The 14,237-nt window shown below is 72.7% G+C and carries 14 protein-coding genes; 4 read left to right on the top strand and 10 right to left on the bottom strand.

The annotated features are described in order from the left end of the window. Nucleotides 1-87: 87 nt before the first annotated feature. From ACT2CW_RS20445 to ACT2CW_RS20415, 7 genes are all read right to left on the bottom strand, one after another. Entirely contained in the window at nucleotides 88-483 is a 396-nt protein-coding gene (locus ACT2CW_RS20445; protein ID WP_445517698.1) for an acyl dehydratase, read from the bottom strand. After that, nucleotides 480-1,001: a hypothetical protein gene (locus ACT2CW_RS20440; RefSeq protein WP_445517697.1), complete on the bottom strand. Its 522-nt coding sequence runs from the start codon at nucleotides 999-1,001 to the stop codon at nucleotides 480-482. Before ACT2CW_RS20440 ends, ACT2CW_RS20445 begins: the two co-directional genes overlap by 4 nt. An 11-nt stretch (nucleotides 1,002-1,012) precedes the next feature. After that, nucleotides 1,013-1,795 carry an IclR family transcriptional regulator gene (locus ACT2CW_RS20435; protein WP_138910473.1) on the bottom strand — a complete coding sequence of 261 codons (783 nt, stop codon included), beginning with the start codon at nucleotides 1,793-1,795 and terminating at the stop codon, nucleotides 1,013-1,015. Between the two features lie 16 nt (nucleotides 1,796-1,811). Next, entirely contained in the window at nucleotides 1,812-2,675 is an 864-nt protein-coding gene (locus tag ACT2CW_RS20430; protein WP_445517696.1) for an alpha/beta fold hydrolase, read from the bottom strand. After that, nucleotides 2,672-3,634: a DODA-type extradiol aromatic ring-opening family dioxygenase gene (locus ACT2CW_RS20425; protein WP_445517695.1), complete on the bottom strand. Its 963-nt coding sequence runs from the start codon at nucleotides 3,632-3,634 to the stop codon at nucleotides 2,672-2,674. The genes ACT2CW_RS20430 and ACT2CW_RS20425 overlap by 4 nt, the downstream gene beginning before the upstream one ends. Then, nucleotides 3,631-4,980: a M20 family metallopeptidase gene (locus tag ACT2CW_RS20420; protein WP_445517694.1), complete on the bottom strand. Its 1,350-nt coding sequence runs from the start codon at nucleotides 4,978-4,980 to the stop codon at nucleotides 3,631-3,633. Before ACT2CW_RS20420 ends, ACT2CW_RS20425 begins: the two co-directional genes overlap by 4 nt. A gap of 114 nt (nucleotides 4,981-5,094) precedes the next feature. Next, on the bottom strand, nucleotides 5,095-6,324 hold the full coding sequence (locus tag ACT2CW_RS20415) for an aromatic ring-hydroxylating oxygenase subunit alpha (RefSeq protein ID WP_445517693.1): 1,230 nt from the start codon (nucleotides 6,322-6,324) through the stop codon (nucleotides 5,095-5,097). Between the two features lie 293 nt (nucleotides 6,325-6,617). On the opposite strand from ACT2CW_RS20415, the gene ACT2CW_RS20410 reads away from it, so the two are divergent. Next, entirely contained in the window at nucleotides 6,618-7,571 is a 954-nt protein-coding gene (locus tag ACT2CW_RS20410; protein ID WP_445517692.1) for a quinone oxidoreductase family protein, read from the top strand. Between the two features lie 110 nt (nucleotides 7,572-7,681). Here the strand turns inward: ACT2CW_RS20410 and ACT2CW_RS20405 are convergent, their stop codons facing one another. Then, the gene (locus ACT2CW_RS20405; RefSeq protein ID WP_445517691.1) at nucleotides 7,682-8,080 is read right to left on the bottom strand and encodes an acyl dehydratase; all 399 of its coding nucleotides are present in this window, start codon (nucleotides 8,078-8,080) and stop codon (nucleotides 7,682-7,684) included. A gap of 5 nt (nucleotides 8,081-8,085) precedes the next feature. After that, nucleotides 8,086-8,562, bottom strand: a complete 477-nt coding sequence (locus tag ACT2CW_RS20400; RefSeq protein ID WP_445517690.1) for an FAS1-like dehydratase domain-containing protein — start codon at nucleotides 8,560-8,562, stop codon at nucleotides 8,086-8,088. Nucleotides 8,563-8,736: 174 nt separating this feature from the next. Here ACT2CW_RS20400 and ACT2CW_RS20395 point away from each other — a divergent pair, with 174 nt between their 5' ends. The 3 genes from ACT2CW_RS20395 to ACT2CW_RS20385 are packed head-to-tail and all read left to right on the top strand — an operon-like array spanning nucleotide 8,737 to nucleotide 13,436. Continuing rightward, entirely contained in the window at nucleotides 8,737-9,606 is an 870-nt protein-coding gene (locus ACT2CW_RS20395) for an alpha/beta fold hydrolase (protein ID WP_138910465.1), read from the top strand. Between the two features lie 18 nt (nucleotides 9,607-9,624). Next, nucleotides 9,625-11,922: a CoA transferase gene (locus tag ACT2CW_RS20390; protein WP_445517689.1), complete on the top strand. Its 2,298-nt coding sequence runs from the start codon at nucleotides 9,625-9,627 to the stop codon at nucleotides 11,920-11,922. Further along, nucleotides 11,919-13,436, top strand: coding sequence for an AMP-binding protein (locus ACT2CW_RS20385; RefSeq protein WP_445517688.1), 1,518 nt, complete (start codon nucleotides 11,919-11,921; stop codon nucleotides 13,434-13,436). The genes ACT2CW_RS20390 and ACT2CW_RS20385 overlap by 4 nt, the downstream gene beginning before the upstream one ends. Here the strand turns inward: ACT2CW_RS20385 and ACT2CW_RS20380 are convergent. Continuing rightward, nucleotides 13,381-14,205 (bottom strand): alpha/beta fold hydrolase, encoded by an 825-nt coding sequence (locus ACT2CW_RS20380; protein WP_445517687.1) that lies wholly within the window; start codon nucleotides 14,203-14,205, stop codon nucleotides 13,381-13,383. The two genes, ACT2CW_RS20385 and ACT2CW_RS20380, sit on opposite strands and share 56 nt — an antisense overlap. Nucleotides 14,206-14,237 lie beyond the last annotated feature (32 nt).

Genomic DNA, 14,237 nt, shown 5'->3' with positions numbered 1-14,237 from the left:
GAGGGGCCGAGAAAGAAAGAGGGGGTGACCCCCCGCCCCCCCCCCCCCTCCCCCCCCCCCGCTCCCGCGCCCCGACGCGCCGGGCCGTCACCCGGCGCGCGTCACCTCCACCGTCCCCGTCACGCACTCCGAGCCGTCGGCCTTGAGGATGCGCGCGTCGAGCCGGATCCGCGCGCCCTCGACCGACGACACCGTCGCGGCCCAGGTCAGTCGCTCACCGGCCACCGCCGTGGCGACATTGCGCCAGGCCACCGACTCCAGCCGGGCGCCCGGCCCGGCCCACTCCAGGGCGTGCCGACCGAGCATCTCGCCGTGCAGCGTGGACTGCACGACGGCGTCGGGAAACCCCTCGGTGGCGGCGTACGCGGCGTCGTAATGGATCCGGTGGGCGTTCCATGACACGGCGCTGAAGCGGAACAGCTGGACACTGGTGTGGGCGTACCGGCGCGGTGGACACTCCGCCCCGACAGCGGGCGCCGTCATCGGTCACCTCCGGTGGCGTCGAGCACCACGAGCGTCTCGTCCACGGCCGCCAGCTCGCCCCCGTCCGGGGACAGGAACCGGGTGCGGACACCCAGCAGGACGAACTCGCCCGACCGCCCGTGCTTGTGCCGCGCGGAGACGACCGCACGGGCCGCCGTGATCCGCGTCCCGGCCACCGGGGGCCGGACCAGGCGCACCGACTGGCCGCCGTGCACCTGGCGCACCGGGAGACCCTCGGTGCACGGCGACTCCCGCCGCGCCAGGCCATCCGGCCGCAGCTCGTCCTCCGTCGGACCGTCCTCCCAGCTCATGGTGGCCGCGAGGAACAGGGCGGGTGCCTCGACCGGCCGTCCGTCCGCCTCCAGGGCGCGGGCCCGGCGGATGTACCCGCCGTCGTTGAGGGCGGCCGCGTAACGGCAGAAGTCCTTGACCGTCGGGGTGCCGCAGTCCTCGTCCCGCCACTGCCCGACCAGCTCCCGCGCCCGCGCCAGCACCTCTCCCAGAGCGGGGGAGGACACGACGGCCGCCGTCACAGCGCCGACCTCAGTGTGCGGCTGATGCCGAGACCCGCCGTACGCAGCGCGCTGGCGTGGGCGATCGCGTCCACACGGTAGGTCGGCGCCGTGATCGACAGGGCCCCGGCGAGGGTGTTCTGGCGCCCGAAGACCGGTACCGCCATGCTCATATAGCCGAGCCGCACCTCCTCCGCCTCCGTGGCGATGCCCTGCTCGCGGACGCGGTCCAGCTGGCCGCGCAGCCGGCCGGGCGAGGTGATGGTGTGGCGGGTGAACGGCTTGAGGCCGCTCCTGACCACCTCGCCGAACAGGGTGCCGGGGGAGTGGGCGAGGATCGCCTTGCCGGTGGCCGTGCAGTACAGCGGAAGCCGCCCCGCCACCCGCGACTCCTCGCTCAGCCCCCGGTGGGGCAGGATCTTCTCCAGGTACACCACGTCCAGCCCGTCGTGGATGGCGAAGTGGATGGTCTCCCGCGTGGCCAGCAGCAGATCCTCCATGTACGGCTGCGCCACCTCGCGCAGGATCCGCTGCCGGTGCACCCGCTGCCCGATCTCGAACAGCCGCAGTCCCAGCCGGTAGTTGCAGCCCGCCCGTTCCAGCAGTCCCCATGCGACCAGCTCCTGGGACAGCCGGTGGACGGTCGCCTTCGCCACGCCGGAACGGCGCACCAGATCGGCGAGCGACAGCGAGTCGTCGTCGGGTGTGAACGCCTCCAGGATGGACCGGACCTTGCCGAGGACGGAGTTCATCGAGTCGGGACAGGCTCTGGTGACGTGGTCGATGGGGACGACGGTCATGGCAGGCACCTCACGATCAGGTGGGGGAGGACGCGGCGAGGAACTCCAGGCTGAGCGGGTTGTACAGATCCGCCTTCTCGTGCTGCGGCCAGTGACCGCACTCGTTGAAGATCTCCAGCCGGGCGCCGGGGATCGCGGTGGCGATGGCCTCGGCCTCCGGTACGTCCCCGAACGGGTTCTTGTTGCCCCAGACCACCAGCGTCGGCGCCTTGATCCGGGCCATGCGGTCGGGCCGCAGCAGATTGCGCTCGCGGGTCTCCGTCTCCTGGAGCGCCAGCAGATTGTGCAGGTTCCGCTGGAAGTCCGGGTGGTGGTAGATCTCGTAGCGGATCCGCGTCAGCTCCTCGCCCAGCTCCTCGTCCCAGTCGGCCCACAGCAGCCGCAGCCGGTCCCGGGTGAAGGAGATGTCGTCCTCCAGGGAGGCGCTGCGCGTGGACTTCTTCAGCCGCTCCATCACCGCCGGATTGACCTTGGTGCCGCCCATGCAGAGCAGTTGGAGGGAGGCGACCCGGTCCGGGTGCTCGCTCGCGGTCCACGACGCCACCCAGCCGCCCAGCGACTCGCCGACCAGATGGGCGCGCTCGGCGCCGACCGCGTCCAGATAGGCCAACAGGTGCTCGACATAGGCCGGGATCTCGCCCGGGCGGTCGGGCTTGCCCGTATAGCCGTGGCCCAGCATGTCGATGGAGTGGCAGCGGTAGCGCTCGGCGTGCGCCGGGATGTTCCGTACGAACGCCTCCAGATGGCCGGTGGTGCCGTGCAGGAACACCACATGCTCACCGTCCTCCGGGCCGGCCTGGAGCGCACGGGTCGTGATGTCGCCGGTCTTCACATAGGCGTGCCGGTAGTCGATGCCCGACAGCTCGGTCCAGATGCTCATGACTGCCTTTCGCTGTTCCGTGTCTGCGCGGGGTCGAGTACGGCGACCCCCATGCCGGTGAGCCACTCGGGTATCGGCTCGTAGGCCAGACGCCGCCCCGGGGCGTGGTCGAGCAGCGCGGCCATCAGCAGCCAGGTGCGTAGCTCCTGTGCGCCGTTGCCGGCCACCTTCTCCAGGTCCGCGGTGGTGTACTCGGTGAGGCGGTGCGCCTGTCCGCGTTCCAGCCAGGACAGGAACTCCTCGTCGAACTCCGGGTTGAGCGCCGCCTCGGCGGCCCGGATGATCTCGCGCCGCCGGACGTCGTAGTCCTGCCAGTTCTCCCGACCGTCTGTCCAGGCGCCGACCATGAACTCCTCGTCCTCGCCGTGCGGTTCGCGCCAGTCCGGCCAGGGCAGCCGGTGGGACAGCCCGCCGGAGCCGATGACCGCCACCCGGCGGTCGCCGGGGAACGCCAGGACCGCCTCGCGGATCGCCCGGCCCAGCCGCTCGCAGCGGTCGAGCGTGGGCAGCGGGGGCGCGAAGACGTTCACCACCAGCGGTACGAGGTCGACGTCGAGGCCGTCGAGCAGATACTGGACGGCGTGCGACTGGCCGTGGTCGATCTGGAGCCGGACGGAGAACGCCACATCGAATCCGGACCGCTCCACCAGCGCGCCGGCCAGGTACAGGGCCAGCTCCCGGTCCACCGGCTGCGGGCCCTTCGGGGTGCCGGACTCGCCGCTGGCGAGACATTCGTCGACCCCGATGGTGAAGCTGGGGATCAGGTCGAGCCAGAACCCCCGGAAGTGGTTGGAGCCGATCAGGACCACCGTGTCGGGGCGGGCCGCGGCCAGCGCGTCGCGCGCCTCGCCGAGCGCGTCCCGGAACCGCTCGGCGCGGTCCTTGTGGTACGTCTCCTCCCAGTGGGTGTTCATCAGCGTGCTGTGCGACGCCCCGACCCCCAGCACGATCTCGGTCATGCCACAGCTCCTTCCTCCGCCTCGGCCACCTCGGCGCGGGTCCGGGTGACGGTGTCCACGGCCGTGCGGATCAGATGGCGCGTGAGCCTCTCCATCGCCGGGAGCGACACCGTGTTCATGCCGCGGGCGAAGTCGATCTCGAACGGGGCCTCCGCCACCTTGGGCATGCCGATCCGCACCGTGGGGATGCCGCGGCCACGCAGGATGTTGGCGTCGGTGGCACCGCTGTTCCCGGCGATCACCTCGTGCGCACGCCCCTCCAGCGCCTCCCAGGCCGCCGTGGCGCTGCGGTGGATCCACGACCCGCGCGGGGTGCGGGTGCCGGGGATCGCCAGCACCATCTCCGCCCGGACGTCGAGACCGGGCGAGGCGGCCCGCAGGGCGGCCAGCGCGTCCATGAACTCCCGCTTGGCCCGCATCGGTGTGATGTCCGGGCTGATCCGCAGGTCCACCATCAAGGTGCACACGGCGGGGGTGACCGCCGCCATCCGCGGCCAGCCGCCACGGATCGAGGAGACGATGCCCTGCGGCGCCACCGTGCCCGAGGTATGCCGCTCGGCGTACTCCTCGAACCACTTCTCCAGATACCCGGCCACCTCACCGGCGCGGGCAATGGAGTTGTCGTACGGGAGCCGGTGGCGGGAGCCCGCGTAGGTGTGGGTGCCGCCGACCGTCACCTCGAACCAGACCAGTCCGACCTCGTCCCACGAGACGGTCCAGCCGGGCTTGGCGATGACCGCGTAGTCGGTCCACACGCCCTGCTCCAGCAGGAACGAACACCCCACGCCCTGGCCGGTGTTGTGGCGCGTCCCCACCGGCCGGGCGTTGGTGGGCATCCCGCCCGCGCCGAAGGCCGCCACCAGGTCACCGGTGAGCGGGACACCTGCCCGGGAGATCGCCTCGACGGCCATCATCACGCATGCCGCGTGCCCCTTGGGGTTGGAGGCGCCGAGCCCGGTGACGAGGTCGTCGTACACGGTGGCGGCGGGCCGCATGTCCTCGCGCAGCTCCGGGCCGATCCACGGCACGTCCTCGCTCTCCTCGCCCACGGTCAGGGTGTCGATGGGGGCGTAGAGCATGAGGTCGGGGCCGGTGCCGTCACCGGTCAGCCGCGCCCAGGCGTTGGCCTGCCGGTCGTCGAGGGGCTGGACGGCCGCGTGGCAGCCGGTGGCGCGCAGGGTGTCGGCGATATGCGTGGCCAGCGGGCCCTCGTCGCCGGTGGGGCTGGGGATGTCCACCAGGCCGGTGATCAGTTCGCGGAGCCGGTCGGCGCTGATGTGGCGGGCGGCGTCGAGCGCCCAGGAGCGCCGCCGTTCGTCCAGGCTCGCCAGGCCGTCGGCGCTCACTGGTTGATCCTGTGGACCTGGGTCATCGTGGTCCGCGCGACGCGCTTCGTGGCCAGCGGGATCCCGACGGCGATCGCGGCGCCCAGCAGCAGGGTGAACAGTTTGCGGAACATGTCATGCCTTCTCTGCGGGTGCGGATGCGGGTGCGGATGCGCCGCCGACCGCGGCCAGCTTCTTGCCGTACTCCTCCTCGCTGAGGTTCCGCCAGGCGGTGAGCGAGATGTCGGGCCGGTAGAGCTTCTCCGGCGGCGCGTCGGTGACATCGACCATCCACGCGTCCTGGCCGGAGAACTGGCCGTGGAACAGCCAGCGGATCGCCCCCAGGTACTTGGCGTAGAAGCGCAGGGTGTCCCAGCCCTCGGTGAAGTTGACCATCACCCCGACGTAGCGGTGGTTGTCCTCGTCCACCGGGACGTAGAACTCGTAGTGGATGAACTTGGGGTAGGCGATGCGCAGCACGCCCGGCATCGACAGGGACGCGAAGCCGGGGAACTCCTGGGCCTCGATCGTCGGGTCGACGCTGTCGGCCTTGCCGGTGTTGCCGATGTTGAAGGTCTCCTTCGGCGGCTGCATCTTCCACCAGCGCTTGTTGGTCCAGCGGCCCACCCCGGGGTACTCGGCCTCCCAGTGGACCTCGTCCTGGACCCGGAAGATCCAGCGGCCGCGCGGCACGATCCGGGTGATGTTCCAGGTCGGCATGGGCTTGAACAGCCGCCACAGCGACGTGCGGTGCAGATACTTGGCGTGGCCCTCGTCGAAGCCGTTCTCGCAGGCGAACCGCCAGTTGCCACCGCGCGGCTCGATCCGCCCGCCCATCACGAACGCGTTGCCGACCAGCTCCTCCGGAAGCTGGGAGTCGATCGGATGCGGCTCCTCGTCGGCGATCGGGATGTACACCCACACCATCCCGAGGCGCTCCTCGACCGGATAGGTGCGCACGCCCAGCTTCCCGGTCAGCCGGCACCCGGGGCCGTCGGTGATGACCGCGGACAGCCGCCCGGTGGGCAGGTCGAAGGTCCAGCCGTGGTACGGGCAGCTGACCGTGCCCGGAAACTGCTGATCGCCCTCCGACAGCGGCACACCGCGGTGCGGGCACCGGTTGTGCAGGGCGTACGCGGTGCCGCTGTCGCGGATCAGCGCGATCCGCTCGCCGCAGATGGTGAACGGCAGCGGCTTGCCGGTGATCTGGCTGGACCAGGTGACCGGGTACCAGTAGCCGCGGAAGCCCGCGGCCGCACCGTCGTAGTGGGGCCAGGACGACCAGTCCTGGCGGCCGGGCTCGGCCGGTTTTCTGCGGCGGCTCCGGACGGGGGTGGCCGTGTCGGGAGAGTCCTCGACCGTCATCGTGCGTGTCCTCCTGATACCGGGTGAACGGTGGACCCGAGCATCCGGCCCGGCGCGGATCCGCCCAAGGGATCCGGTCCGCTGAGCAGACCGCGCCCTCCCCGGCGCGGCGACCGGGCGGCGGGGTGACGGGATGGCGGGCCGACCGGACGGCGGCCGACTGGAGGCGGCCGCGGCGGTGCGTCCCGCTGAGCGGACCCCGCCCGGTGCGCGGACCGGACGGCGCGGTCTAGCGTGCGCCGGGTCCGCCCCCTCGCCGAACAGGGCCGTGAGCCCGTGATACGGAGCGAAACGTGAGCCACCCGACGTCACAGTCCCTGGTGCTGGAGGAGTTCGGCACCCTGCCGCGGCTCGTCGAGCGGCCGGTACCCGAGCCACGCCCCGGCCACACCCTGGTGCGGATCGAGGCGGCCGCCGTCAGCCACCTCGACCTGAACGTCATCGACGGCAAGTTCGGTATCCTCCCCGACCTGCCCGCGGTGCCCGGAACCGCGGGCAGCGGAATCGTCGTCGCCTCCGACACCCACCCCGAGGGGAGCCTCGTCCGCCTCAGCGGCAAGGCACTCGGGCTGCGCCGCGACGGCACCTGGGGCGGCCACGCACTGGTCCCGGACGCCGCGGTGGAGGCGGTGCCCGACGGCACGGACCCCGCCCTGGCCTGTAGCTTCTTCTCCCCCGCGGGCACGGCGTGGGCCTCGGTGCACACCGTGGCGGACGTCCAGCCCGGGGAGCGGGTCCTGGTGACCGGGGCGGCCGGTGCGGTGGGCGCGCTCACCGTGCAGATCGCGGCCCGGGCCGGGGCGGAGGTGATCGGCGTGGTGGGCCGCCCCGCCAAACTGCCGCATGTCCCGGCCCCCGCCAAGGCGCTGCTCGCCGCCGACCTCTCCGCCGACGCGATCGGTGGCCCGGTGGACGTCGTCGTCGACACCGTGGGCGGGCCGGTCCTGCGTGATTCCCTGCCGCTGGTGCGTCCGCGCGGCCGGGTCGCCCTCGTCGGCTACACCGCGGGCCGTGAGTTCACCGTGGACCTGGCCGACTTCCTGCTCGCCGATGTCTCGCTGCTGCCCGTGAACCTGATGACCCGGGGGAAGGAAGTGGCCGCCGACACCCAGCGGCTGCTCGGCGACCTCACCTCCGGCGAGCTGACGCTGCCCGTCGAGCGCCATCGCATCGACGGGCTGGCGGAGGCCGTGGCACGTCTGCGGTCCGGGGAGGCGGTGGGCAAGGTGGTCCTCGACCTCGGCTGAACGGCCCGGCGGCGGGGCGGGGCCGTTCACCGGGGAGGCGGGGCCGTTCACCGGCGGGGCGGGGCCGTTCACCGGCGGGGCGGGGCCGTTCACCGGCGGGGCGGGGCCGTTCACCCCATCAGGACCACGGCCCGGCCCCGGCAGCACACCACATCGCCCCGGCCACCGTGCTCGACCAGATCCAGGGTGACCCGCCCCGTCACCGGATCGACGGCGCCGACCGCGCCGCTCACCACGAGCCGCTCCCCGGCGAGGGCCGGTGCCCGGTTCCGCCATTCGACCTCCAGGACCCGTCCGCCAGGACCCGCGAAGGACATGGCGGCGCGGTGCATCAGACAGCCGTGCAACTGCGCCATGACGACCGGGCCGTCCAGCCCCTCGGACCGTGCGAACCCGGTGTCGTAGTGGATGCGGTGGGCGTTGCGGGTGACCGCCCCGAACCGCAGCAGCGTGACGGCGTCCGGGGTGAACTCCACCGGTGGTACGGGCTGACCCGTGTGCACCTTCATCGGACTCATCGGACGATGAACCTCTCCCGCACCCGGGCGAGCGTGGACCGCTCCACCGTGTACGTCTTCTCGACGGTCAGCAGCAGGAACGGCGCACCGCTGCCCTTGCGTGCGACATCCGTGAGGACACGGCGGACCCCGATCCGGTCGCCCGTCCGCACCTCGCCGGTGAACCGGACCTCCTGGCCGCCCGCCATGAGCCGTACGTCCAGGCCGTCGGTGCCCGGGACCTCGTCGCGGTACATCCCGTCCGGCCGGAACTCGCCCTCGTCGGCGCCGCCCGCGCCCCGCAGCAGACTCACCACGTACAGCGGATGGACGGTGAACCCGGGGTCGTCGGGGTCGATCAGCCGTGGGCTGGTCTCCCCGGCAGCGCGTGCGAACTCCGCCGCGTCCTCGGCCCGTACGACCCCCAGATCCCGGTGTTCCGGGCGGCCGATCACCGCCCTGGCCCGTTCCTCGGCCACTTCCCACGCGGACATGTGCTGCCTTTCTGCGGACGCGAATCATCGGGACGCGAATCGTCGGGACGCGAATCATCGGGGACACGATGAGCCGGGAGGCTAGCCACCGCCCGGAGGCCCTCACCATGGGACCGGCCCGCTCAGCGGACCGGTCCGCTTGGGCGGAGATCACCGGCCGCACACCATCGGGACATGGACCTCATGACCATCCAGAAGCCGCCGGAGGGCGCCTACGCGGAAGCGGACGGCGTCACGTACCACTACACCGAACTGGGCACGACGGGCAGGCCGACGGTCTTCCTGCACGGCGGCGGCCCCGGGTGCACGGGCTGGTCCGACTTCGGGCAGGTGGCACCGCTGTTCGCCGAGGACCGCCACTGCTACCTCGTGGACATCCTCCAGTACGGCAAGTCCGGCAAGTCCGTCATCGAAGGCCCGATGTGGGACTACCACGCCGCCAAGACGGTCGCCCTGCTCGACACCCTGGGCATCGAGCGCGCCGACTTCGTGTGCAACTCATGGGGCGGGACCATCGCGCTGAACCTGGCCGCGAAGTACCCCGAGCGGGCCCGGTCGCTGACCATCACCGGCAGCATGCCCGTGTTCCACGGCCCGCTGGCCCCGCTGCCGGAGGGCGGCCGGCGTGGCCGCAACGCCCGCGATGTGTACTACGGCGGCACCGGCCCCTCCTGGGAGAAGATGCGGGAGCTGATCGCCCGCCTGGAGTGGTACGACCCCGCCGCGATCCCCGACGACACCGTGACCCTGCGCTATGAACAGAGCCTGGACCCGGAGGAGACCGCCCTCGCCGGAGCCTCCGACAACCCGCGTGGCGACTGGCAGGACCTCACCGCGGAACTCGGTGCCATCCAGGCGCCCACCCTCTTCCTCTGGGGCATGTACGACGCGTTCCTCACCCCCGACTATCCGCTGATGCTCGCCCGCATGGTCCCCAAGGGCAATCTGCACGTCATGCACCACGCCTCCCACCACCCCCAGGAGGAGCGGCCGCACGCCTACTACACCGCGGTCACCGGCTTCCTGAACCAGCAGCACGACTGAGCATCCCGCGGAGGACAAGTGAGCAACCCGGCCGTACGCGTCGTCGAACTGTCCAGCCCCTTCACCCGGTTCGCGGGCCGGCTCCTGGTCGGCCTCGGACACGAGGTCGTCCTGGTCGAGCCCGAGGAGGGCGATCCGACACGGCGGGAACTGAACGGCGACGCCTTCGTCCACTGGCACGCAGGCAAGCGGTCCGTCACCCCCGCGTCCCCGGAGGAGCTGCGGCGCCTGGTGGCGGGAGCCGACGTCCTCCTCGACGGGACACCGGACGGCGCTCCGGAGGCCGTATCGGGACTCGGCCACCTCGTCCACGTCCGCGTCACCCCCTTCGGGACCGTGGGCCCCCGCAGTCACTGGCAGGGCACCGATCTGGTGGTCGCCGCGCTCGGCGGGATGCTCGCGCAGGTCGGCGACCCGGACGGGCCGCCCCTGCGCCTTCCGGAGAACCAGGCGGAGCAGCTCGCCGGGGTGCACGCCGCGATCGCCGCGCTGCTCGGACTGCGGGCCAGGCGCACCGGCCCGGGCCAGCTCGCCGACGTATCCGCGCAGGCGTGCGTGGCCGCCGCCCTGGAGGCGGGCGCCCTCGCCTATCTGCACGAGGACCGGGTGCCCGCGCGCCCCGGCCGGGTGCATCCGCTGGTGCCGCACGGGCTGTTCCGGGCCGCCGACGGCCACCTCGGCGGTGGGCTCGGTGGCAGCCCCCGCATGTGGGACGCGCTGCTCGCCTGGCTGCGCGAGGAGGGCGCCGAGGCCGACCTCGCCGAGCCGCGCTGGCAGGACCCGGTGGAGCGCAAGAAGCACCAGGAGCATGTCTTCGCGGTGGTGCAGGAGTTCGCGGGCCGGTGGCCGAAGGCCGAGTTCGCCGAGCTCGCCCAGTCCAGGAAGCTGCCGTGGGCGGCGGTCGACCTGCCGCACGAGCTGCCCGGCAACCCGCAGCTCGCCGCCCGTGACTTCTTCCTCCGCGCCGGGGACCGCACCGATCTGGGCTTCCCCTTCGCGTTCCCCGAAGGCCACCGGATCAAGGAGCTGGACGTCCCGGAACGGGGCGCGGACCGAACGCTTCTGCACGAGCACCGCGCGGCCCCGAAGGTGCCCGAACCGCGGGAGCCCGCGCCGCCCGCCCTGCACGGCGTCCGGGTGCTGGATCTGACCTGGGTGCTCGCCGGGCCGTACTGCACCAAGGTGCTCGCCGACCACGGCGCCGATGTCATCAAGGTCGAGTCACTCGGCCGTCCCGACCCCACCCGGTTCGCGCCCTTCATGCACCTCTCGCGCGGCCCGCACACCGATCCGAACACCAACGGCTACTTCAACGAGGTCAACCGCAACAAGCGCAGTCTGGCCCTCGACACCCGCACCGAGGACGGCATCGCCGTGCTGCGCGAGCTCATCGCCTCCTGTGACGTCCTGGTGGAGAACTTCAGCGCCACCGTCATGACCAAACTCGGTCTGGGCTACGACACCCTGCGCGAGATCAACCCCCGGCTGGTGTACGTCAGCATGTCCGGGATGGGACACACCGGCCCGCGCAGCGGCTGGGTGTCGTACGCGGACACCGTGTCCGCCAGCTCGGGGCTCACCGGCCTGACCGGGTGGGGTCCGGACGACGTGGTCGGGGTGATCTACGGCCACGGCGACATCGTGGCGGGGCTACAGGCCGCGCTCGCCACCGTCGCCGCCCTGGAGCACCGGGAGGAGACCGGGCGCGGACAGCACATCGACCTGTCCCAGCTCGAGGCGATCGCCTCCCATATGGGCACCAGCCTGCTCCACCCCACCGAGCCCGCCGGGAACACCGATCCGCGGTGGAGCCCGCAGGGCGTGTACCGCTGCCTCGGCGCCGACAGCTGGCTGGCCGTCAGCGTCCGCGACGACACCGAATGGGCCGCGCTGTGCACGGTGATCGGGCGTCCCGACCTCGCCACCGACGAACGCACCCGCACGGCTGCCAACCGCGCACACCACACCGAGCTGGTCGACGGAGCCCTCGCCGCCTGGGCCAGGACCCTGCCGGCCGACGCCGCCGCCGAACTCCTCCAGGAGCACGGCATACCCGCGGGCCCGGTGCGGGACGGCCGCGACCTCGTGGAGCACGATCCGCAGCTGCGGGCCAGGGGCTTCTACGTCCGCGCGGAACACCCGGTGGCGGGGGCCTTCCTGCACGAGGGGCCGCCCGTCCGGCTCACCCGCACACCCGGTGGCATCGTCAAGGCGGCACCCGTGCTCGGCGCCGACACCGACGATGTGCTGCGTGACGTCGCGGGCCTGTCACCGGAGCGGATCCGCGCACTGCGCGAGCGCGAGGTGCTGCGGTGACCACCCTGACGATTCCCGGGCTGCTCCAGGCCGCGGCCCGGGACCACGGGGACCGGCCCTTCCTGCGGATCGGCACCACGGTCCGCACCTACCGCGAGACGCGGGACGCCGCCGCCACCATGGCGGGGGCCCTCGCGGTCCAGGGCTGCCGCCCGGGCGAGCGCATCGCGGCGATGACGGGCAACCGGATCGAACTCGTGGACCTGTTCCTGGGCGCCGCCTGGCTCGGCGCCGAGCTGGTCCCCCTGAACACGGGGCTGCGCGGTGGCGGGCTGCGACACGTCCTGGACCAGGCCCGCCCCGCGTATCTGCTCGCGGAGGACGAGACGGCCGAGCGCGTGCGGGCGGCCGGGTACCGGGGGACGCTGTGGCGCGCGGGTGCGGACGGCACACCACGGCCGGGCGGCGGCCCGGCCTTTCCGGCGGCGCCCGTCCGCCCGGAGGACACCGCGTGTGTCCTGTTCACCTCCGGGACCACCGGCACCTCGCGCGGGGTGCGCTGCCCCCACGCCCAGTTCGTCTGGTGGGGGCGCAACGTCTCCGACGCGCTGCGCCTCACCGCGGACGACGTCCTCCACACCTGCCTCCCGCTGTTCCACACCAACGCCCTGAACGCGCTGGCGCAGGCGATGACCGTGGGGGCGTCGATCACCCTGGCGCCCCGCTTCTCGGCCTCCCGGTACTGGACCGAGGCGGCCGCGGCCGGGGCGACCGTGGTCTATCTGCTGGGCGCCATGGTGCCGATGCTGCTGGCCCAGCCCCCGGGCCCGCACGACCGTGCGCACCGGGCCGTCCGCGGACTCTCCCCGGCGACACCGGCCCACGCCTGGGGGCCGTTCCGCGAACGGTTCGGCGTCACGCTGGTCGACGGATTCGGCTCCACCGAGACCAACCTGGTCATCGGCACGACCGCCGAGGAGCAGCGGCCCGGCTACATGGGCACCCTGCGCGAGGGTTTCGACGCCCGCGTCGTGGACGAACTGCTCACGCCCGTCCCCGACGGCACCCCGGGTGAGCTGGTCGTGCGCAGCCACCGGCCGTACGCCTTCGCCACCGGCTACCTGGGCGAGCCGGCGGAGCCGGTGGACGCGTGGCGGCACACGGGGGACCGGGTGGTCCGCGAACCAGACGGCTGGTTCCGGTTCGTGGACCGCATCAAGGACGTGATCCGCCGCCGGGGGGAGAACATCTCCTCGTGCGAGGTCGAGACGGTCGTCCGTGGCCATCCCGAGGTGGCCGACGCCGCCGTCTTCCCCGTGCCGTCCGAGCTGGCGGAGGACGAGGTGATGGTCGCCGTGGTGCCCCGCGCGGGCGGCACGCTCGACCTGGCCGAGGTGATCCGCCACTGCGAGCGCGAGCTGCCCCCGTTCGCCGTCCCCCGTTATGTGGACATCCTGCGCGAACTGCCGCTCACCGAGACCGGCAAGGTGCGCAAGGCGGCGCTGCGCAGGCGGGGTGTCACCGGGACGACATGGGACCGGGCCACCGCCGGTGCCGCTCCACCCACGCGCTGACGACGTCGGCGAACTCCCCGGGCAATTGCTCGGGCGCCGGTACATGGCCGCCGGACAGGACCGCGGTCTCGCAGCCGAGCGCCGCCGCGAACCTCTCCAGCGCGGGCAGCGAGTAGTGGTCCTCCGGCGCGCACACGGCGAGTACGGGGGCGGTGATGTGCGCCAGCCGCTCCTCCATCCGGTACCGGTACACCGCCTCGTGCCCCTCCTCCACCCGGTCCAGCACGGTCAGCGCGTCGATCACATAGCGGTGCAGCGCGGCCTCCTCGCCCGCCCGGTAGAAGGCGCGGCGCCGGTTCCACACCTCCACCAGGTGCGAGCCGTCCGGCCTGGGGGCGACATGGTCGACCGGCGGGCGCGCGGGAGCCGCCGCGCGCTTGGCCTCGTCCACGAAGGCCGTGGCCGAGAGCAGCAGACTGCTGACGCGGTCGCCCAGCCGGGCGGCCACCTCCACGGCCACCACACCGCCGGTGTGATGGCCCACCAGGTGGAACGTGTCGAGCCCGAGCGCGTCGGCCAGCGCCGCCACCCCGTCGGCGAACCGCTCGATCGAGTGCGGCCCCTCGGGCTTGGCCGAGGCGCCGAACCCCACGGTGTCCATGGCGATCGCCCGGTGCGCCCGGCCCACCAGGGGCAGCACATCGGCGTACTCGGTCCAGGAACGCGGCGTCTGATGCAGCAGGAGCACCGGCTCGCCGGACCCGCACTCCGCGTAGTGCAACTGCCCGAAGTGGCTGGGCGCGTAGCCCCGCCGCACCGTGTCCGCCATCGCTGTGCCCCGCCTTCCGGTTGACGCGAAAC

Source organism: Streptomyces sp. NEAU-174 (assembly GCF_052665095.1).
The sequence above is the reverse complement of the archived record's forward strand: the minus strand, read 5'-3'. Positions and strand labels throughout refer to the sequence as shown.